This is a genomic window from Streptomyces sp. NPDC101166, assembly GCF_044768125.1.
Classification (GTDB): Bacteria; Actinomycetota; Actinomycetes; order Streptomycetales; family Streptomycetaceae; genus Streptomyces.
On the sequence record NZ_JBIWPF010000015.1, the window covers coordinates 207,717 to 227,883 of the forward strand.

Annotated in this window: 15 protein-coding genes; 4 read left to right on the forward strand and 11 right to left on the reverse strand. The window is 70.9% G+C overall.

Going from position 1 to position 20,167, the window contains the following annotated elements; all coding sequences use genetic code 11:
• Positions 1-70: 70 nt before the first annotated feature.
• The 4 genes from ACIRS4_RS26285 to ACIRS4_RS26300 form a co-directional block, all read right to left on the reverse strand.
• Positions 71-1,876, reverse strand: coding sequence for an ABC transporter substrate-binding protein (locus tag ACIRS4_RS26285; RefSeq protein ID WP_404200597.1), 1,806 nt, complete (start codon positions 1,874-1,876; stop codon positions 71-73).
• 101 nt (positions 1,877-1,977) lie between these two features.
• On the reverse strand, positions 1,978-3,024 hold the full coding sequence (locus ACIRS4_RS26290; protein WP_404200600.1) for an ABC transporter permease: 1,047 nt from the start codon (positions 3,022-3,024) through the stop codon (positions 1,978-1,980).
• Between the two features lie 427 nt (positions 3,025-3,451).
• Positions 3,452-5,368, reverse strand: coding sequence for a translational GTPase TypA (gene typA / locus ACIRS4_RS26295; RefSeq protein ID WP_404200603.1), 1,917 nt, complete (start codon positions 5,366-5,368; stop codon positions 3,452-3,454).
• Between the two features lie 139 nt (positions 5,369-5,507).
• Entirely contained in the window at positions 5,508-7,637 is a 2,130-nt protein-coding gene (locus tag ACIRS4_RS26300; RefSeq protein ID WP_404200605.1) for an ABC transporter family substrate-binding protein, read from the reverse strand.
• Between the two features lie 328 nt (positions 7,638-7,965).
• Between ACIRS4_RS26300 and ACIRS4_RS26305 the strand changes: the two genes are divergently transcribed.
• The 4 genes from ACIRS4_RS26305 to ACIRS4_RS26320 all read left to right on the forward strand — a co-directional run bounded on the left by ACIRS4_RS26305 (position 7,966) and on the right by ACIRS4_RS26320 (position 11,869).
• Complete coding sequence (locus ACIRS4_RS26305; protein ID WP_404200608.1) at positions 7,966-8,253, forward strand: hypothetical protein; 288 nt, start codon at positions 7,966-7,968, stop codon at positions 8,251-8,253.
• An 84-nt stretch (positions 8,254-8,337) separates the two neighbouring features.
• Positions 8,338-9,156, forward strand: a complete 819-nt coding sequence (locus tag ACIRS4_RS26310; RefSeq protein WP_404200611.1) for a hypothetical protein — start codon at positions 8,338-8,340, stop codon at positions 9,154-9,156.
• A 17-nt stretch (positions 9,157-9,173) separates the two neighbouring features.
• Positions 9,174-11,105: a fumarate reductase/succinate dehydrogenase flavoprotein subunit gene (locus tag ACIRS4_RS26315; protein ID WP_404200614.1), complete on the forward strand. Its 1,932-nt coding sequence runs from the start codon at positions 9,174-9,176 to the stop codon at positions 11,103-11,105.
• A complete protein-coding gene (locus ACIRS4_RS26320) occupies positions 11,102-11,869 on the forward strand; it encodes a succinate dehydrogenase/fumarate reductase iron-sulfur subunit (protein ID WP_404200617.1) in 768 nt (255 codons plus the stop codon). The genes ACIRS4_RS26315 and ACIRS4_RS26320 overlap by 4 nt, the downstream gene beginning before the upstream one ends.
• A gap of 3 nt (positions 11,870-11,872) precedes the next feature.
• Here the strand turns inward: ACIRS4_RS26320 and ACIRS4_RS26325 are convergent, their stop codons facing one another.
• The 7 genes from ACIRS4_RS26325 to ACIRS4_RS26355 form a co-directional block, all read right to left on the reverse strand.
• A complete protein-coding gene (locus tag ACIRS4_RS26325; protein ID WP_404200620.1) occupies positions 11,873-13,018 on the reverse strand; it encodes a hypothetical protein in 1,146 nt (381 codons plus the stop codon).
• A 144-nt stretch (positions 13,019-13,162) separates the two neighbouring features.
• Entirely contained in the window at positions 13,163-15,964 is a 2,802-nt protein-coding gene (locus tag ACIRS4_RS26330; protein WP_404200623.1) for a SpoIIE family protein phosphatase, read from the reverse strand.
• 330 nt (positions 15,965-16,294) lie between these two features.
• The gene (locus ACIRS4_RS26335) at positions 16,295-16,702 is read right to left on the reverse strand and encodes an ATP-binding protein (RefSeq protein ID WP_404200625.1); all 408 of its coding nucleotides are present in this window, start codon (positions 16,700-16,702) and stop codon (positions 16,295-16,297) included.
• Positions 16,703-16,800: 98 nt separating this feature from the next.
• Positions 16,801-17,211 (reverse strand): (deoxy)nucleoside triphosphate pyrophosphohydrolase, encoded by a 411-nt coding sequence (locus tag ACIRS4_RS26340; RefSeq protein WP_404200627.1) that lies wholly within the window; start codon positions 17,209-17,211, stop codon positions 16,801-16,803.
• 45 nt (positions 17,212-17,256) lie between these two features.
• A complete protein-coding gene (locus ACIRS4_RS26345) occupies positions 17,257-17,451 on the reverse strand; it encodes an SPOR domain-containing protein (protein ID WP_404200629.1) in 195 nt (64 codons plus the stop codon).
• A 358-nt stretch (positions 17,452-17,809) separates the two neighbouring features.
• Positions 17,810-18,562: a GntR family transcriptional regulator gene (locus ACIRS4_RS26350; RefSeq protein WP_404200631.1), complete on the reverse strand. Its 753-nt coding sequence runs from the start codon at positions 18,560-18,562 to the stop codon at positions 17,810-17,812.
• A gap of 147 nt (positions 18,563-18,709) precedes the next feature.
• On the reverse strand, positions 18,710-19,969 hold the full coding sequence (locus ACIRS4_RS26355; RefSeq protein ID WP_404200633.1) for a DUF4190 domain-containing protein: 1,260 nt from the start codon (positions 19,967-19,969) through the stop codon (positions 18,710-18,712).
• Between the last annotated feature and the right edge of the window lie 198 nt (positions 19,970-20,167).

The window sequence follows — 20,167 nt, forward strand, 5'->3', positions numbered from 1 at the left end:
TGGGAGGTTTCACGGAGGTGCGGGGGCGCGCTCCGCCTGGTGCGCGCCCCCGCCGATCAGCCGTAGAGAGTTACGACTTCAGGAAGATGCGGTTGATGTCCAGCAGGCTGGACACCGAGCCGTAGCGGGTTCCGCCGACGTTGGAGCCGGAGAGCTGGAACTGCTTCGTGTACCACAGCGGAGCGGACGGCAGGACGGTCTCCAGCAGGTAGTGCTGGGCCTCCTTCCAGGTCTTCGCGGCCTCGACCGGCTCCTGGGTCAGGGCCTTCTCGATGAGCGCCTTGACCTTCGGGTCCTTGGTGTGCGAGTAGTTCGGCGAGCCGTCGGAGACCTGGTTGGGGTCGTAGACGGGCGTGATCACGGTGCCGGCCGACGGCCAGTCCTGGCCCCAACCCGTGATGTAGATGTCGTACGGGTTGTTGACCTTGCCGATCTGCTCGTAGTAGCTCGCGGAGTCGACCTCCTTGGAGACGACGTCGAAGCCGGCCTTGGTCAGCGCGTCCTCGATGGCGACCTTGCGCTTCTGGCCGGCCGAGGTGCTGGAGTAGGCGAAGACGAGCTTCTTCTCGGCGGCCGGGACGTCCTTCAGGAGCTCCTTGGCCTTGGCCACGTTGCCCTGGGGGGTCTTCAGACGGCCGTACGGGTCGTACTTGGCCTCGTAGCCCGGCAGGGTCGGGGCGAAGTAGTTCGGGGCCACGTCGCCGCCGTAGACACCGCCCTCACCGGCGATGAGCGACTTGGAGTTCACCGCGTAGGTGACGGCCTCGCGGATCGCCTTGTTCTTCACCCGGTCCAGGTTGAAGGTCAGCTGCATGACGTAGGGCTGGTAGCCCTTCACCGTGCGGGAGTTGACCGACGGGGTGCCGATGACCTTCTGGATCTGGGTGGCCTCGACCGCGCCGGTGAGCTGGATGGCGTTCTTGTCGGCGCCCTGGTCGGCGATCAGACGCTGGGTCTGGGTGGCCTCGGTGACGCCGAACTGGAAGTTGAAGCCGTCCGGGTACTGGTGGCGCACGGAGTCGGTCTTCGGGTCCCAGTTGGTGTTCTTGACGAGCACCAGGGACTTGCCGGCCTTGTACGAAGCGATCTTGTACGGGCCGGTGGCGACCGGGGCCTTGTCGTACTTCTCCTTCGTGTCCGTCTTCGCCGGGACGATGCCGTAGCCGGCCATGGCCAGCGTCTGCGGCAGGTCCGGGCGGGCGGTGTCGAAGTGGAAGACGACCGTCTTCGCGTCCGGGGTGTCCAGGACGGTGGCCGGCAGGTGCTTGCCGTCGAAGCCGCCGCCGGGCAGGAGCTTGCGGTAGTCCGCGGCGTACTGCTTGCCCGCGAGCCAGGTCTGCAGGTAGGGCGGGCCGTCGAAGATGAACTTCGCGAACTGGCGCTCGACGGTGTGGCGGACGTCGGCGGAGGTGATCAGGTTGCCGTTGGCGTCCTTGATGCCGTCCTTCAGCGTGAAGGTCCAGGTCTTGCCGCCGTCGGAGGACTTGCCCGAGTCGGTGGCGAGGTCGCCGGCGACCGAGACGTTGCCCTTGTCGTCCTCCTGGAACTGCGTCAGGCGACGGAAGAGCAGGTTGGCGACCTGACCGGCGTCCGAGACGTAGATCTGGCTCGGGTCGAGGTGGGAGAGGCCCGCCTCCTGGTAGACCTGGACCGTGCCGCCGCTCTTGGCGCCGGCGATCTCCTTGGCGGGACCGGTGGAGCCTGCCGCGTCGACGTAGGCCACCGGCTTCGACTGGGTCGCGGCTTCCGCCTGGTCCTTCTTGGAGTCGCCGCTGGACTTGCTGCCCTTGTTCTCGGAGCAGCCCGTGAGCGCCAGCGAGCCGGCCGCGATGGCGACCACGACGGCACGCGCTCTGCGTGAGGTGAACGGCTTCATGATGGCGAAAACACCTACCTGTCGGTTGTTATCCATGAGTACTGCCTGACGCGGCTGGTAGGCCGACGCGGGGGCGGCAGTCACCCCCCACCAATGGACGGTTACCGCCCGGACTTGGGGTCGAAGGCGTCCCGTACCGAGTCTCCGAGGAGGTTGAAGGCCAGGACGAAGATCACCAGCGCCACGCCCGGGAAGAAGATGAAGGCGGGGTCCTGCTGCGCGTAGTTGGAGCCGGCCGCGAACAGACGGCCCCAGTCCGGAGTCGGCTCGACGAAGCCGACGCCCGCGAAGGACAGGAAGGCGATGGTGAGGATGGTGCTGGGCAACTGGTACGTGAACTGCACCAGGATCGGCGTCACCACGTTGGGCAGGATCTCCTTGCGGACGATCCGGCCGGGCGAGGCTCCGGAGACCTTCGCGGCCTCCACGAACTCGCGCTCCCGCAGGGACAGCACGGTGGAACGGACCAGTCGGGCCATGCTCATCCAGCCCAGCAGCCAGAGCACGATCAGCATCGCCAGCGCCCGGAAGTAGGTGGGCGTCTCCTCCCGCGGGTCCACGAAGAACGAGGTCACCACGGGCATGAAGGCGATGAAGAACAGCTGCTGCGGGAAGGACAGGAAGAAGTCCGTGACCCGGCCGATCCAGTAGTCGGTACGGCCACCGAAGTAGCCGCCGATCAGGCCGATGACGATGCCCGTCACCATCAGCAGGGTGGTCACCCCGAGCGCCATGAACAGCGAGGTGCGCATGCCGTAGACCAGCATGGCGAACACGTCACGGCCGAACTGCGGCTCCACACCGAACCAGTGCTCCCCCGAGATCCCCCCGAACCAGCCCAGGGGCAGCCCGAACTCGTCCAGGACGGGCTTGTCCGAGTAGGTCGGGTCCTGGCCGTACAGCGTGTACGGGTCGGTCCCGCTCAGCTTGACCAGCAGCGGCGCCGCCAGCGCGATGACGAAGTAGATAATCACTACCCACGCGCAGATGACACCGGTACGGTCACGCTTGAAGCGCTGCCACATCAACTGGCCGGGAGAACGGCCCTCGAGCTTCTTCTCGTCCTTGGCGGGAACGGGGTTCGGCTCGAGCTCGGGCTCCAAGGCGATCGACGGCCCGGTGCCCTCAGCCTTGGCTGGACTGGTCATGTTTGTTCTTCCCCCGGGGGGTTGAGAGTTGAGCGCAGCACAGATACCGGCAGGTTCTGTGGTTTGGGGGAACTTTCGCCAAAGTGTTCAACGCGCGTCAAGGGCGGAAGACATAGGGATCTCCCTACCGCCGATATTTTGAGGAAAAATTGCGCAGACCGACACCTGAGCGCGCTTGACAGGCGGAATGAACAACCGTCAAAACGGACATTAACTGACAGGTTTCGGTTTACATGTCCGAAACGCGATCGCTGATTCACCGGTATCCGGACTGCGCCGTCCGAGTGACGGTGCGTCACCCGGACACGCCGTCACCCACCCCTGGGAACAACCGCCGGCCGGCTGCCCGCAGGCGCGCCTCAGGCCCGGCCCGCCGAACAGGGCGGGCCGGGCTCGGGACAACCGGTCAGAGCTCCCTTGCGGGGCGTCAGCCGTGCTTGGCGCGGCTCGCGGCGCGGGCGCGCTCGCGGGCGTCCAGGTTCACCTTGCGGATGCGAACCGCCTCGGGCGTCACCTCGACGCATTCGTCGTCGCGGCAGAACTCCAGCGACTGCTCCAGCGACAGCTTGCGCGGCGGCACGATCGACTCCGCCACGTCGGCCGTCGAGGACCGCATGTTGGTGAGCTTCTTCTCCTTGGTGATGTTGACGTCCATGTCGTCGGCGCGCGAGTTCTCGCCGACGATCATGCCCTCGTACACCTCGGTGCCGGGCTCCACGAACAGCACGCCGCGCTCCTGGAGGTTCGTCATCGCGAAGGCGGTGACGGCGCCGGAGCGGTCGGCGACCAGGGAGCCGTTGTTCCGGGTCTGCAGCGTGCCGAACCAGGGCTCGTGGCCCTCGTGGATGGAGTGGCCGATGCCGGTGCCGCGGGTCTGGGTGAGGAACTCGGTGCGGAAGCCGATCAGGCCTCGGGATGGCACGACGAACTCCATGCGGACCCAGCCCGAGCCGTGGTTGGACATGTTGTCCATCCGGCCCTTGCGGACGCCCATGAGCTGCGTGACGGCGCCCATGTGCTCCTCGGGGACGTCGACCGTCATGCGCTCGACCGGCTCGTAGACCTTGCCGTCGACGTCCTTGGTGACGACCTGCGGCTTGCCGATGGTCAGCTCGAAGCCCTCGCGGCGCATCTGCTCGACCAGGATGGCCAGCGCCAGCTCACCGCGGCCCTGCACCTCCCAGGCGTCCGGGCGCTCGGTGTCCAGGACGCGGAGGCTGACGTTGCCGATCAGCTCGCGGTCGAGGCGGTCCTTGACCTGACGGGCGGTGACCTTGCGGTCCTTGACGGCCGCCTTGGCGTCGGCGCCCTTGCCGGTGCCGCCACGGCCGACCAGCGGGGAGGTGTTGGTGCCGATGACCATGGAGATCGCGGGCTCGTCCACCGTGATCAGCGGCAGCGGAATCGGGTTCTCCGGGTCCGCCAGCGTCTCGCCGATCATGATGTCGGGGATGCCGGCCACGGCGCAGATGTCACCGGGGCCTGCCTTCTCGGCCGGCTTGCGGGTGAGCGCCTCGGTCATCATCAGCTCGGAGATGCGCACGTTGGTGACGGAGCCGTCGCGCTTCATCCAGGCGACGGTCTGCCCCTTCTTCAGCTCGCCCTGGTGGACGCGCAGCAGCGCGATACGGCCGAGGAAGTTGTCGGCGTCCAGGTTGGTGACGTGCGCCTGGAGCGGGGCCTCCTCCTCGTAGGTGGGGGCGGGGATGTGCTGGAGGATCGTCGAGAAGAACGGCTCCAGGCTGGTGGAGTCCTCCGGGACGGTGCCGTCGGCGGGCTTGGTCAGCGAGGCGATGCCGTCACGGCCGCAGGCGTAGACGATCGGGAACTCGATCTGCTCCTCGTCCGCGTCCAGGTCGAGGAAGAGGTCGTACGTCTCGTTGACGACCTCGTCGATCCGGGCGTCGGGACGGTCCGTCTTGTTGATGCACAGGATGATCGGCAGCCGGGCCTGCAGCGCCTTGCGCAGCACGAAGCGGGTCTGCGGCAGCGGCCCCTCGGAGGCGTCGACGAGGAGGACGACGCCGTCGACCATCGACAGGCCGCGCTCGACCTCACCGCCGAAGTCGGCGTGACCGGGGGTGTCGATGATGTTGATCGTGATCGGGTCCCCGCCGGCCTTGGGGTGGTACTTCACCGCCGTGTTCTTGGCGAGGATCGTGATGCCCTTCTCACGCTCCAGGTCGTTCGAGTCCATCATGCGGTCGTCGACGGAGTCGAGCTGGTGGGCGGCGAAGGCCCCGGCCTGCTTCAGCATGCCGTCGACGATGGTCGTCTTGCCGTGGTCGACGTGGGCGACGATGGCTACGTTGCGGATGTCGTGACGTGTTGCGGACACGGCCATAAAGCGGCGTTCTCCCGGAGTGTGAGGAAGGCCTGCACGTACGTCTGTGTTACGCGGGCCCTGCCGGGCTTGACATGCCACGGCCTCACCCCATGGTACGTGGCCCGGCGGGGGGCGTTCTCCGCAGGGCCACGGGGGGTCACTTCGCCGACGGGTTCGCCGGACCGGCGGCGCCCTTCTTCAGGAAGCCCATGTCCTCGTAGACGGGCGTCTGGAAACCGAAGGCGCCGGCGTTGGCCAGGTTCTTGCGCACCGCCGTGAGCTGGGGGCGCTGGTAGAGGGGGATCGATCCGGCGGCGGCCCAGATCCGGGAGTCGGCCTTGCGGATCAGCGACCGCCGCTCCTCCTCGTCCAGGGTGGAGATCGCCTGGTCGAACAGCTGGTCCACCTGGTCGGTGCCGACCCGGGTGTAGTTCTGCTCGACGCTGAGCGACCCGTCCGCGGCCGGGACCGGCTTGGCGTAGATCGGCCGGGCGTCGGTGGCCGGGAACGCCGAGGCCGGCCAGGAGTACAGGGCGAGGTCGTACTGCCCGGAGGCGATGTGGTCCTTGAAGTAGCTCTCGTCGGCGACCTTGGTGATCTCGGTCCTGATGCCGACCTTCTCCAGCATGGCCACGATCCGCCCGGCGACGGTGTGCAGGGGCGCCGAGCCCGGTCCGGACGGCAGCACGAACCGCAGGGTGAGCGCCTTGCCGTCCTTGGCGAGCCCGCCGTGCGCCGTGCCGGCCGGGGCGGCCGTGCCCCGGGGGGCGTACGCGCCGGGCGCGCCGTGCTTGTTGACGTACTGCTTGCCGTCCTGGGCGAGCTGCCGGCCGCCCTCCTCGCCGGCCGCCGTGCCGTGCCGGCGCCCCTGGGCCTGTTCCCGGCCCGCCTTGTCGTCCTCGCCGACGATGTACGTGCCGTCGTCGCCGCCCGCGGACTGCTTCTGCGAGGACCCCGCGCCGGCCTTGCCGCCCTCGGAGCCGGCCGCCTTCTCGGCCTTCTTCTCCTCCTTCACCGGGCCGCCCGGCACCCAGCCGGCGTCCGCGAGCAGGGCCCGCGCCTCCTTGGCGTCCTGCCCGCCGAGGGCGCCGCTGCTGTCGGCGTACGCCTCCTGCCCGGACAGCGCGAGATGGCTGCCGACGGGCACGGCGGGCAGGCCCAGCGGCTCCAGGACCGCCTTCGCCAGATCCGCCCGGTTCAGCGCCCGGGCCACCGCGCGGCGCACCCGTTCGTCGGCGAGCGGGCCGTCGGCGCCGTTCAGGGCCAGCTGGGTGTAGGCGGGCTCCAGTGACTTGCGCACCTCGTACTCGCCCAGCGTCTCGCTCGCCGCGTCGCGCCGCGCCGGGGGGTTCGGCGCCTTCGCGGCGGTGCGTCCGGAGCCGGTGGTGGTCAGCGGTCCCGCCGCCCCCCGGGCGGCCTCGTCGACGCGGCGGGCGGCGGCCGGGTCGATCTCGGCCAGGTCGACGGAGCCGGCGGCGAGGGCGTCGGCGCGCCGCTCGCGGGGCACGGCCGTCAGCGCGATCTCGGAGAGCTTGGCGGGCTCGCCCCACCAGCGCGGGTTGCGGGTCAGCCGGAGCCGGCCGCCGGGGCGGTCCACCTGCTCGATCCCGAAGGGCCCCGCCGTCACCTTGAGCTTGCCGCGCGCCCCGTCGTTGAAGGAGTCGGGCGTGCCCATGACGTCCTTCGGGTAGAGCGGGGTGAACAGCGAGCGCCAGTCGGCGTAGGCGCGGCCGAAGGTGACGCGCACCTCCAGATCGTTCTTGCCGCGTTCGACCTTCTCGATCCGGTCGTAGCCGGCGTTGCGGGCGGTCCAGTAGGCGCTGTCCTTGCCGGACAGGGCGCGCCACTGGGCGGCGAAGTCGGCGGCGCCGATCTCCCGGCCGTCGCTCCACACGGCCTGCTGGGCGAGCCGGTAGAGGACGACCTGCTTGGGCTCGGTGTCGACGACCTCGGCGGACTCCAGGTAGTCGGTGTTCAGCCGCGGCCGGCCGTTCGCGTCGAGCCGGAACATCGACGGCAGGACGGCCTGGGCGACCCGGGAGGTGGTGGCGTCGGCGTCCGCCTGAAAGGCGTTGAAGGTCTCCGGCACGGTGTCGACCGCCCAGCGCAGTGTGCCGCCGTCGGCGACCTGGGAGCGGGCGGCCGCGGCGATGTCCTGCACGGCCAGCGGCTTGCCGGCCGGGTCCTCGGAGCCGCAGGCGGTCAGCGTGGTGACCGCGAGGACGCCCGCGGTGAGGAAGGCGACCGAGCGCATGACCGCGCGGGGGCCGACGCCGTCATAGGACATATCCGGTACCTCCGGGAGCCGCTGCCGCCCGTGACACGCGTGCGTTATGTTCACATTCGGCGGTATTTTGGAGTTGATCAGATCTACGGCCCACTGAAGAGGAAAGGCTTCCTCCGCCGGGGGCGACACGGCGGCACGGGGGCGCAAGCCCACCCGTGCGGAGCAAACGCGCTCCCGGCGCACACAGAGCGCGTACGGGCGTGCGGCGTGGCGCACTATCCGCCAATCGCCGCACACGCCTTCACATCACCGGTGTGACGCGCAACACTCGCAGGCGCATGAGCGTCGCCGTCCAGGGCCCGCGGGTCCGCGGAAGTGAGGTCACGTCATGTCCGTGCACGACGATCTGACATCGGTACAGCGCTGCCTCGACGACCTGTCCCGGTCGGTGGGCCGTCTGGAGCAGCAGCTCGGCAGCCAAGGGCTGGAGATGCGCCGCGTCCGCGCCGACGCCGACCATCTGCGGGAGAGCGTCGCCCTGCTGCGCACCGCCGCCGCGTCGCCCGCCACGGCGGCCAAGCCCCCGCTCGTCACCATCTCCGACACCCCCTACGACGACAGCCTGTGGGTGGACACCGACGACGAGGGCTTCGGCGCGCGCCGGCACGCGCCCTGATCCGACCCGGCCGGGCCGTTCCGCGCCCGACGCCGGCTGCCGCGCTCCGGAGACGAACCGATCCCCGAAAGGTGCGTCCTTACGTTGGCCACAGGCACGGAACCCCGTCCCCCGAGCGGCGTGCGCACCCCCACGCGCGCCGCCATCACCGCCCCCCATCTGCGCACCGACCGCTGGTGGCTGGCCCCCGCGGTCACAGCCGCCGGACTGCTGGCCTTCGTCGTGTACTCGACCTGGCGGGCCTTCTCCGACGCCCACTACTACGCGGCGCCGTACGTCTCGCCGTTCTACTCGCCCTGTCTGGCCGAGCGCTGCGAGCCGATGCGCGCGGGCCCGAACTGGGAGATCTTCGGCAGCTGGTGGGGCGTCTCGCCCGCGATCATCATCCTGATCTTCCCGCTGGGCTTCCGGCTGACCTGCTACTACTACCGCAAGGCGTACTACCGGGGCTTCTGGGCCTCCCCGCCGGCCTGCGCGGTCGCCGAACCGCACCGCGGGTACACCGGCGAGACCCGCTTCCCGCTGATCCTGCAGAACGTCCACCGGTACTTCTTCTACGCGGCGCTCCCCGTCGCGGGCATCCTCACCTACGACACCGTGCTCGCCTTCCGCGACGAGCACTACGCGTGGGGCCACATGGGCCTGGGCACCCTCGTCTTCCTGGTCAACATCGTGCTGATCTGGGCGTACACGCTCTCCTGCCACTCCTGCCGGCACATCGTGGGCGGCAAGCTCAAGCACTTCTCCAGGCATCCCGTGCGCTACCGGCTGTGGCAGTGGGCGGGGAAGCTCAACGCCCGCCACATGCAGCTGGCCTGGGCGTCGCTGATCAGCGTGGCGCTCGCCGACTTCTACGTGTACCTGGTCGCCTCGGGCGCCTTCGCCGATCCGCGCTTCTTCTAGACGAGTGGGGCTTTGTGATGTCCGTGGTCGACCGGCAGGAGTGGGACGTCGTCGTGGTCGGGGCCGGTGGCGCCGGTCTGCGCGCCGCCATCGAGGCGCGCGAGCGGGGCGCGCGCACGGCCGTGATCTGCAAGTCGCTGTTCGGCAAGGCGCACACCGTGATGGCCGAGGGCGGCATCGCGGCGGCCATGGCCAACGCCAACGAGCACGACACCTGGCAGGTGCACTTCCGCGACACCATGCGCGGCGGCAAGTTCCTCAACCAGTGGCGGATGGCCGAGCTGCACGCACAGGAGGCGCCGCAGCGGGTGTGGGAGCTGGAGACCTGGGGCGCCCTGTTCGACCGCACCGCGGACGGCCGGATCTCCCAGCGCAACTTCGGCGGCCATGAGTACCCGCGCCTGGCGCATGTCGGCGACCGCACAGGTCTGGAGCTGATCCGCACCCTCCAGCAGAAGATCGTCGCCCTCCAGCAGGAGGACCACCGCGAGAGCGGCGACCACGAGTCGCGGCTGAAGGTCTTCCAGGAGTGCACGGTCACCCGGATCCTCAAGGACGCCTCCGGCCGGGTGTCCGGCGTCTTCGCCTACGAGCGCGAGAGCGGCCGCTTCTTCGTCCTCGAAGCCCCCGCCGTCGTGATCGCGACCGGCGGCATCGGCAAGTCCTTCAAGGTGACCTCGAACTCCTGGGAGTACACCGGCGACGGCCACGCCCTCGCCCTGCTCGCGGGCGCGCCGCTGCTGAACATGGAGTTCGTGCAGTTCCATCCGACGGGCATGGTCTGGCCTCCGTCGGTGAAGGGCATCCTCGTCACCGAGTCCGTGCGCGGTGATGGTGGGGTGCTCAGGAACTCCGAGGGCCGGCGGTTCATGTTCGACTACATCCCGGACGTGTTCAAGGAGAAGTACGCCGAGTCCGAGGACGAGGCCGACCGCTGGTACGACGCCCCCGACGACAACCGGCGGCCCCCCGAACTGCTCCCCCGCGACGAGGTCGCCCGCGCCATCAACGCCGAGGTGAAGGCGGGCCGGGGCTCCCCGCACGGGGGCGTCTTCCTCGACGTGTCGACGCGGATGCCCGCCGAGGCCGTCAGACGACGGCTGCCGTCGATGTACCACCAGTTCAAGGAGCTGGCCGACGTCGACATCACCGCGGAGGCGATGGAGGTCGGCCCTACCTGCCACTACGTGATGGGCGGTATCGCCGTCGACTCCGACACGGCCGCCGCGCGCGGGGTGCCCGGTCTGTACGCGGCCGGTGAGGTGGCCGGCGGGATGCACGGCTCCAACCGGCTCGGCGGCAACTCCCTCTCCGACCTGCTGGTGTTCGGCCGCCGGGCGGGACTGCACGCCGCCGGGTACGCGGCGGGGCTCGCCGCCGGCCGGCCCCCGGTCGACGACACCCAGGTCGACCTGGCCGCCGCGGAGGCCCTGCGTCCCTTCTCCGCCGAGGAGCCCTCGGGGGCGCCCGCGGAGAACCCGTACACCCTCCACCAGGAACTCCAGCAGACCATGAACGACCTGGTCGGCATCATCCGCCGGCAGGGCGAGATGGAGCAGGCCCTGGAGAGACTGGCTCAGCTGCGGGCAAGGGCCCGGCGGGCCGGCGTCGAGGGCCACCGCCAGTTCAACCCGGGCTGGCACCTCGCCCTGGACCTCAGGAACATGCTGCTGGTGAGCGAGTGCGTGGCGCGGGCCGCGCTGGAACGCACCGAGTCGCGCGGCGGCCACACCCGCGAGGACCATCCGGCGATGGAGCGCGCCTGGCGCAACGTCAATCTGCTGTGCCGGCCGGCCGAACCGGCCGCCGGACCGGAGGGCGCCGACCCCTCCCACGGGCAGATCGCCCTGTCCCGCGAGACCACCGACCCCGTCCGCCCCGACCTGCTCGCCCTCTTCCAGAAGGAGGAGCTGGTCAAGTACTTCGCCGAAGAGGAGCTCTACCGATGAGCGGCTACCAGGCCCACTTCAGAGTGTGGCGCGGCGATGTCGAGGGCGGCGGCCTGAAGGACTTCGAGGTCGAGGTCAACGAGGGCGAGGTGGTCCTCGACATCGTGCACCGCCTCCAGGCCACCCAGGCCCCCGACCTCGCCGTGCGCTGGAACTGCAAGGCGGGCAAGTGCGGTTCCTGCTCGGCGGAGGTCAACGGACGGCCCCGGCTGATGTGCATGACCCGCATGTCCGTCTTCGACCGCGACGAGACGATCACCGTCACACCGCTGCGCGCCTTCCCGGTCGTCCGCGACCTGGTCACCGACGTCGGCTTCAACTACGACAAGGCCAGGGAGATCCCGTCCTTCGTGCCGCCGGAGGGGGTGGCTCCGGGCGAGTACCGCATGTTCCAGGAGGACGTGGACCGGTCGCAGGAGTTCCGCAAGTGCATCGAGTGCTTCCTGTGCCAGGACACCTGCCATGTGGTCCGCGACCACGAGGAGAACAAGCCGGTCTTCGCGGGGCCCCGCTTCCTCATGCGCATCGCGGAGCTGGACATGCACCCGCTGGACGCAGCCGAGGAGAGCGGCCTCGACCGCAAGAAGACCGCCCAGGACGCCCACGGCCTCGGTTACTGCAACATCACCAAGTGCTGCACGGAGGTCTGCCCGGAAGGCATCAAGATCACCGACAACGCCCTGATCCCCTTGAAGGAGCGCGCCGTCGACCGCAAGTACGACCCCCTGGTGTGGCTGGGCGAAAAGATCCGCCGGCGGAGCTGACGCTCAGCGCACCCAGCCGTCCTGGTAGGCCCGCCAGTCCTCCTCGTGCGCCGCGAAGTCGACGTAGGCGGCGACGCCGAAGTTCCGCCGGTCCGCGTCCGTGCGGGACAGGCCGAGGCGGACGCCGCGGACGGCGCCGGCCACGGTCTCCGCGTGCTCCCAGTGGCCGAACCCCTTCTGGTGGTAGAAGGGCAGGCCCATCAGCAGGTCGGTGGTCTCCGGGGTGACCTCCAGGGCGAGGGAGGTCTGCTGGGCCACATAGCCGCCGTACGTGCTCTCCAGGGGCTGCATGGTGTCGTACGACATGAGCGCGATCTGGTCCACACGGCGGGCGACCTGGCCGAAGAACCGCTGCGACCACCACTTCGGGTGGCCGGTGAGCGCGCCCCGGGCGGTGTGCAGGCCGGGCAGCGGGTCGATCTGGTGGGCGGCGACGGAGAGCGGGACGCCCCGGGCGGCGGTGACGCCGTGCAGGGCGTCGAGCAGGGTGAGGTAGTCGGCGTCGTCGGAGTGCAGGGGCTCCAGGTCGAAGTGGGCGCCCTCGAAGCCGGCGGCGAGGACCTCGCGGGTCGACCGCACCACGGCGGCCCGGGTCGGCGCGCTCTCCAGCCGCATGCCGCCGGACCCCTCACTGGCGAGGACGTCGCCCAGCCAGGCCTGGACCCTGATCCCGGGCATCTCGCGGTGCACGGCGGCCAGGAACCAGCGGACGTTCGAGTACGCCGACGCGGGAAGTGTGCCGTCGTGCTCCAGGGGGCCGGCGTGGACGTAGAGGTCGCGGATGCCGGTGCGCTTCAGCCGGGTGGCGAGCGCGGTGACGTCGGCGTCCTTCTTGCGGCCGTCGACCCAGGCGTGGCCGAGCCAGAGGGCGTCCTTGCCCCGGGTGAACGTGCCGTCGGCCGGGTCGCCCATGTAGTTCACGCGCAGGACGGTGAGGGCGGTGAGGAGGGGGACGAGGAGGATCAGGGGGACGGCGAGGGCGAGGCGGCGGATCCAGCGGCGGCGCTTGCCCGGCCGGGGCTCCGGCGGCTGTGCCTCCTCGCCCTGCTGTTCCTCCCCGGCCGGTCGCGCCTCTTCCTCCCGTCGCGCTTCCTCGGCCGGTCGTGCCTCCTCGGCCGTGGGCGCGTCGGTGTGCGGTGAGCGGTCCATCTCGGGTCCCCCTTCTGGCGCGCGTGCGTGCGGGTGGCGCACGACGTGCTGCCCGGCGGTGCGGCCCAGGTGGTGTGGCCGACGTTGCCGAAGAGGACGAGGGGAACAGATGTTCCGGTTGCGATCATGCGGGATGTTCGCGGGTCAGAACAGGCTGAGCAGCGCCTCCGCGGGGTCCGTGAGCGTCGTCTCCCCGTCGGGAAGGGGGAGTTCGAACCAGACGGTCTTGCCGCGCGGAGTGCGCCGTGAACCCCAGGCCGCGGAGAGCAGGCCGACCAGTTGGAGGCCCCGGCCGCCCTCGTCGGTGTCGCGGGCGCGACGGCGGCGCGGCTGGACCAGACCCGCGTCCCAGACCTCACAGACGAGGGTGCGGTCGAGCAGCAGCCGCAGCCGGATCTCGCCCTCGCCGTACCGCAGCGCGTTCGTCACCAGTTCGCTGACCAGCAACTCCGTGGTGTCGACGAGCTGTTCGAGCCCCCATGCCAGCAGCTGGGTGCGCGCGTGCTCCCGGGCCCGGCCCACGCTGCGCGGCTCGCGCGGCAGGGTCCAGTCGCCGACCGAGTCGACGGGCAGGCCCTGGACACGTGCCATCAGCAGGGCGATGTCGTCCTCGCCGTGGTGGGTGTCGAGGGTGTTGAGGACGTGGTCGCAGACGTCCTCCAGCGGACGGGACGGGTCGGTGAGCGCGCCCACGAAGGCCTGGAGCCCCTCGTCGAGCGGATGGTCGCGGGACTCGACCAGGCCGTCCGTGTAGAGCGCGAGCAGCGCGCCCTCGGGCAGGTCGACCTCCACCTCCTCGAAAGGCTCGCCCCCGACGCCGAGCGGCATCCCCGGCGGCACGTCGAGCATCAGCGCCGCCTCGCCGGGTTCGACCAGCACCGGCGGGAGATGGCCGGCGTTGGCGAAGGTGCACCGGCGGGTGACGGAGTCGTAGACCGCGTACACACAGGTCGCGAGGTACACCTCGGACAGATCGGCCTCGCGGGGGCGGCGGGCCGCGCGGGTGGCCTGCTGGACCCCGCCGGGGGTGCCGAGGCCGCGCGCGATCTCGTCCAACGCCGAGAGCACTTCCGCCGGTTCGAGGTCGAGCAGCGCCAGCGTGCGGACGGCGGTGCGGAGTTCGCCCATGGCGACCGCCGCGCGCAGCCCGCGCCCCATCACGTCGCCGACCACCAGCGCCGTACGGTGGCCCGGCAGTTCGATGACGTCGAACCAGTCGCCGCCGACCTCGCTGGGGCGGCCGGTGGAGACGCTGCCCGGCAGGTAGCGGCAGGCGATGTCCAGCCCGGAGGCGACCGGGTCGCCGGGGGGCAGCAGGGACCGTTGCAGTATCAACGCCCGCTCGTGTTCACGGCGGTACAGGCGCGCGTTGTCGATGCACACCGCCGCCCGCGCCGCGAGCTCCACCGCCAGATCCCGGTCGCGGTCCCCGAACGGCTCGCTGCCCTTGGTCCGCGAGAACTGCGCGAGTCCTACGACGGTGTCGTGCGCGACCATCGGGATGGCGAGCGTGGACTGCACGGCCCCGCCCTCCTCGCCGGGGAGGTATTGCGGACGTGCGGTGCGCAGGGCGTCCGCGCACTGGGAGTTGAAGGGGTAGTGGTGGACCGCGCCGACGGCGACGGGGGTGCCGCCGGCGGCGAACGGGGCGTCGGAGACGGCGGACGCGAAGGCGACGCGGCGCAGTTCGGCGCTGCCGTCGGCGAGGCCGGGCGGGGTCTCGTCGCCGACCAGCAGGCCCTGGTAGAGGTCGACCGTGGCCAGGTCGCAGAAGCCGGGCACGACCACGTCGAGGAGTTCGCGCGCGGTCGTCTCCAGGTCGAGGGAGTTCCCTATGCGGGCCCCCGCATCGTTGAGAAGGGCGAGATTGCGCCGGGCGGCGGCGGCCTCGCGGGCGGCCTCGCGGCGGGCGGTGATGTCGGTGCCGAGCCACGCGATGCCGATCGGCCGGCCCGAACCGCTGTGCACGCGGTAGAGGTTGATGGACCAGTGGCGGCGCTCGTCGGAGTCCGGCACGAACCCGGTGACGTGCATGTCCGTGATGGAGTCGCCGGTCTGCAGCACCCGGCGCAGGATGGCGCTGACCCGCTCGGCCTCGGAGCGGGGCAGATAGTCGTGCACGCCCTTGCCGCGGTGGTCGTCGGGGGTGCCGCCGAAGAGGGAGGCGAAGCGGTGGTTGGCGCGCCGGACCCGCAGGTCGGGGTCGATCAGCAGGAAACCGAAGGGCGATTGACCGAAAATCGCCTGCGAGGCGGCTAGGTCGGTCTCGATGCTGCGCAGGGTGCGGACGTCGACGACGATGCAGACGGCGGCCTTCTCGCCCTCCAGGGTGCGCGTCGGCATGACGTACACCTCGGCGAGTCCGTCCTCGCCGCGCCGGCCGTCGGCCGTGTCGGGCACACGGAAGGGGACGACGCCGGTCCACTCGCGGCCGTCGAGGATTTCGGCCATCTTGCGCTGGCCGTGTTCGCGCAGGTCGGGGTCGATGAACGCGTCGATGGGGTCCATGCCGACGGCCCGCCCGGCGGGGATGCCGAAGATCTGCTCGGCGCGCAGGCTCCACTGGTCGACGAGCCCGTCGGGGCCGATCGAGAACGAGGCGACCTTGATGTAGTCGTAGATCGAGCCGGGCGGGCTGCTCTGCCACATGGCGTCCCCGGGCTGGGCGTCACCGCCGAGTGCGCCGAGACCGCCGAGGCCGTCATGGCCGTGCGGGGTGCGAGCGGCGTGTCCGTCGCGGTCGGCGTCTTCCACCCGGTCGGCGTGATCGCCCCGGCGTTCCCGGCCGCGGCCCTCGCGTTCGCCGTCGCCGTCGCTCACGTCGGCGTGTCCGGCGCCCCGCCCGGCGTCGCGACCGACGCCGGCGGCGAGTTCACCCGCGGCCTTCGCCCTCGCGCCGTCCGACGGGTCCTCGGACTCCGTGGCCTTCGCTGGTATCTCGCTCACGCGAACCGTCCCCTCCAGCTCACCGCGCCCGGTACCGGTCACCGGGGGCGGCTGCCCGCAGTATCCAGCACTACGGCGCCGCGCGGCACGGTGTTCACGATCACAGCTCGGTCCCGCTGTTTTCCGGACCGCTCCGTGACAACACTGCCAGTCTTCTAACCAGCGGACCCGTGGTCGAACCACACCTTCCGGCACGGGTCGCCGGGGAGGCGTCCGGGAGCCGCCGGCCGGGGCGCGACGCATGGGCGGCCGCCGGCGCGACGGACCCGGCGCGCGGACCTCCGGAGCCCCAGCCTTCCAGACGCGGCCCCGCCCTCGTGGGCTTCCGGCTCAACCGGGCACAGCCAGTTCGAACCACACCGTCTTGCCGATGCCGCCGGGGCGGGTGCCCCAGCGGCGCGAGGAGGAGGCGACCAGCTGAAGCCCGCGGCCGCCCTCGTCGTCGGGCTCGGCGACGCGTTCGCGCGGCGGATCGGGCAGCGGGTCGGAAACCTCCACCAGCAGAACGCCGTCCAGTCCGGCCGGGCGGATCAGACAGACGACGATCGGGCCGGTGGCGTGCCGCAGCGCGTTGGTCACCAGTTCGCTGACCAACAGGGCGGCGAGGTCGCCGAGGCTGTCGAGACCCCAGCCGCGCAGCTGGCCCCGGACGGCGCCGCGGGCCGTGCGCACCGCTCCCGGATCCGCGGGGAAAGTCCACTCGGCGCGCTCGCCTCCGCTGTCGGTCACGCCGATCACTTCCCAGGACCCGCGAGGAACACCCCTGTCCGATTTCTTGGGGTTAATGGGCCCATACCCGATATCCCCCGCGCCTTACCGCGCGAGATCCCCGCACCTCACTGCGCGAGCAGCCCCAGTCGGGTCGCCGTCTCCCGCACGGCGGGCACGTCCTGGTCCAGCCAGTCGACGTCCCAGAGTTCGGCGGGGGCGAGCCAGCGCAGGGCGTCGTGGTCCTGGAGGGGCGCGGGGCCGGCGGAGCCGGGGCGCAGACGGGCGCTCCAGACGTGGAGGACGTACGGGGCCCTCAGGGGCCACTCCCCCGGGACGCGCTCCACGGTCTCGGCGTCCACGCCGAGTTCCTCGCGCAGTTCACGCACCAGGGCGTCCTCGGGCCGCTCGCCGGGCTCGACCTTGCCGCCGGGCAGCTCCCAGCGTCCGGCGAGTTCGGGGGGTGCGCTGCGGCGCGCGGCGAGCAGCCGGTCGCCGTCGAGCAGGGCGGCCGCGACGACCACGTTCCGTTCGGTCATGCGCCGGAGCCTACGGGACGGCGGCCGCGTGCTCCCGGCGCGGTGTCAGGCCCGGACGGCGCTCCCGTTCGGCCCGATGCGCTCCACCCAGTAGAGCTGCTTGTGCCCGCGCCCGTCGAGGCTGTCCGCGATCTTCTGGGCCTCCGCGCGCGTGGCGTACTGGCCGACGCGATAGCGGTTGCCGTTGTCGTCCTGCCGTATGACGAGCCATGGCAGAGAGGTGGTGCTGTCGTTCGTCACGCCCCGCGTCTCCTTCCCTCGGCGGCCCGCTCGGATGTCGTCCGCGGCCCGCTTCGCGCCCCACCCTCTGAAGAAACCGCAATCCGCATATGCCCGAGCGTACGCCTTACCTTTACGCAGCGAACACGGCTTTTCACAAACAGGTACGCAACCAGCCAAGACGCAGGGGGCGCACGGGGCCGAACGCGCCGTGCGCGGGGCATGACGCCTCCGGTCGGCGCGTTGCCGGGCATCCCGGGGGCGACCTGCGGGAACAGCGCGAAACGACCGGATTACGTCGACCGCGGAGCGCCCGCGCGGCGGGCGGTTTCCAGGGGCAACTGCCGCGGGGGTGTGCGCCGCACGCGCCCCGGCCGGCTCACCTCACCGGCAGGTGGTACGCGACGCGGTAACGGTCCGCCGGGATGACCACGTCCGCCGTCTCGACCGGGCGGCCGGAGGCGTAGTAGGTGCGCTGGACGACCAGCACCGCATGGCCGGGGACGCCGCCCAGGGCGAGGAGTTCGTCGGCGAGGCCGGGGCGGGCACCCACCTCCTCGGCGACGTTGTCGACGATGACGTCGATCGCGCGCATGCGCTCGACGACGCCCATCCCGCCCAGCGGGCCCTCCTCCGGCAGCATGACCGGGGTGCGGCCGGTGACGGCGAGGGGCTCCCAGGAGGTGGAGAGCATCATCGCCTCACCGGCCTCCCGGAAGACGTACTTGGTGCACATCACGCGGTCCCCGGGCTGGATGCAGAGCCGCTCGGCGACCGCCCGGCTCGCCTCGGTCTGCTCGCTGCTGGACTCCCACGTCCCGCGCGCGCACCCCTCGGACTGCTCCTGCCGGAACGGCGTCGCGCCGCTCGCCGGCCGGTAGCCGGAGCGGGCGATCCGGCGGGGGACGGGTTGCTCACGCACGTACGTGCCCGAACCGGAGCGGCCCTCGACCAGCCCCTCCGCCATGAGCACCTTGCGCGCCTCCAGCGCCACGGTGTCGGAGACGCCGTACTCCTGGCGGATTCTGGCCTGGGAGGGCAGTCGGGTGTGCGGTGGCAGTGAGCCGTCGACGATCTTCTTGCGGAGATCACCTGCGACGCGCAGGTAGGCCGGCTGCTCACCGAATGTCACTGGCCACTCCCATCAGGTTGTACAGACAGCTACAGCCTGGCAACCGTGGGTTCCGCCATGCAAGCAAAGGCCAGAGAATCACTCGATGTGATGACTTCCTCCGGCGGGGGGCTTTGCGCAGGCACTTTCTGCCCACTATGGAGGTGATCACACGTCAAGGCCGCCTCCGCCGGTGCCACCGCCCGCACCGCCACTGTCTCCGTCGTCATAGGAGGGCCGCGTGGTGGTAAGCCCCAGAGCCTTGCGCGCGGTGACGGTGGCGTCGCCGTCCACGTACGCGTACGCGTTCTCGTAGTGCTCGTAGAAGGTGTCGACGTCGGAGGCCTCGGCAGCCGCCGTCCACTGCCCGGCCGCCTTCTGAAGGTCCGTCACCAGGGCGGTGAGGGGCTTCCGGGTCCCGGCCGACCAGGGGTGATCGCTCAGCGTCCGCGCCTGCACGCTCGTCATGTCGCCCACGTCGGCGGCCCAGCCGCGATTGGCCTTCAGGTCGTCCTCGGCGAGGTCCTCGGGCTCCAGGAGCAGCGCGTCGTCGACGGCTGCCATCGCGGTCAGGAACGCCAGCTGGTCGGGGTCGAGGGTGGTCTCGTCGGTGCGCAGGGAGCCGGTGAGGGCGCCCTTCTCGTCGGTGTGGGCGAAGACGCAGGTGATCTCGTGGTCGCCCCACTCCCAGCTCTCGCGGGTCGGCGTGAGGTGGTACACCTCGACGTCCTCGGTGAGGGACCAGGAGTCCATCGCATAAGCGGACTTGAGCGTCCAGCACTGGTCCTCGGCCTCGTGCGTGACGCTGCTGTCGCCGGGGTAGGAGTCGCCGCCCAGCGGGACGACCCCGAACACCTCGGCGTCGTGCTCGCCGGCGCAGGGAACCTTGTCGACGTCGTAGACGTTCTTGTCGAAGGAGGCTCCCGGTACGTCGAAGCAGTCGCCCTTGGCGAGCGACAGGCTGGTGTTGCGGGCCGCGCCCTCCCTGACCCCCTCCATGAACGCGGACCCGCCGGACGTGGCCAGGAGCAGGATCCACATCGCGAGGCCGAGGCCGGACAGCACCGCGCCCCCGATCGCCATCCCCTTGCCGCGCTCGCCCCGCTTCTTGATCTGGACCAGCGCCACGATCCCGAGGATCAGCCCCACGGCCGGCAGGAAGCAGAGCACCCCGAGGACGAGGGCGGCGATGGCGACCCCGTTGACGGGCGCGGGCCGGTTGAAGGGCACGTACCCCTGCCCCCAGACCGCGTACGGGGGCGCGCCGTAAGGCACTTGGGAGGCAGTGGGGTACGGGGCGTGCGGGGAGGCGCTCTGCGGATACGGAGGTTGTCCGTGCGGGGCGTGGAGGCTGGGGGCCTGCGGCTGCGGAGGCTGGTACGGGTCGTCCTGGGGCCGCTGAGGCCCGGGGGGCGGGGGTATGGACACGAGTACCGTGCTCTCCTGGATCGGACGGGTCGGCGACGCGGACAGAACTGACGTACGACTGGGCGCATGGTAAGCGTGCGGCGCACGGACGGGGCATGCGGGGCGCGAAGGCGACCCGAGGGGGTGCGGTCCCGGCGGGAAAGGGCTCTCCCGAAAGGCTGTCAACCGGCCTCGAGGTGGGCATGATGGCCACTGTCA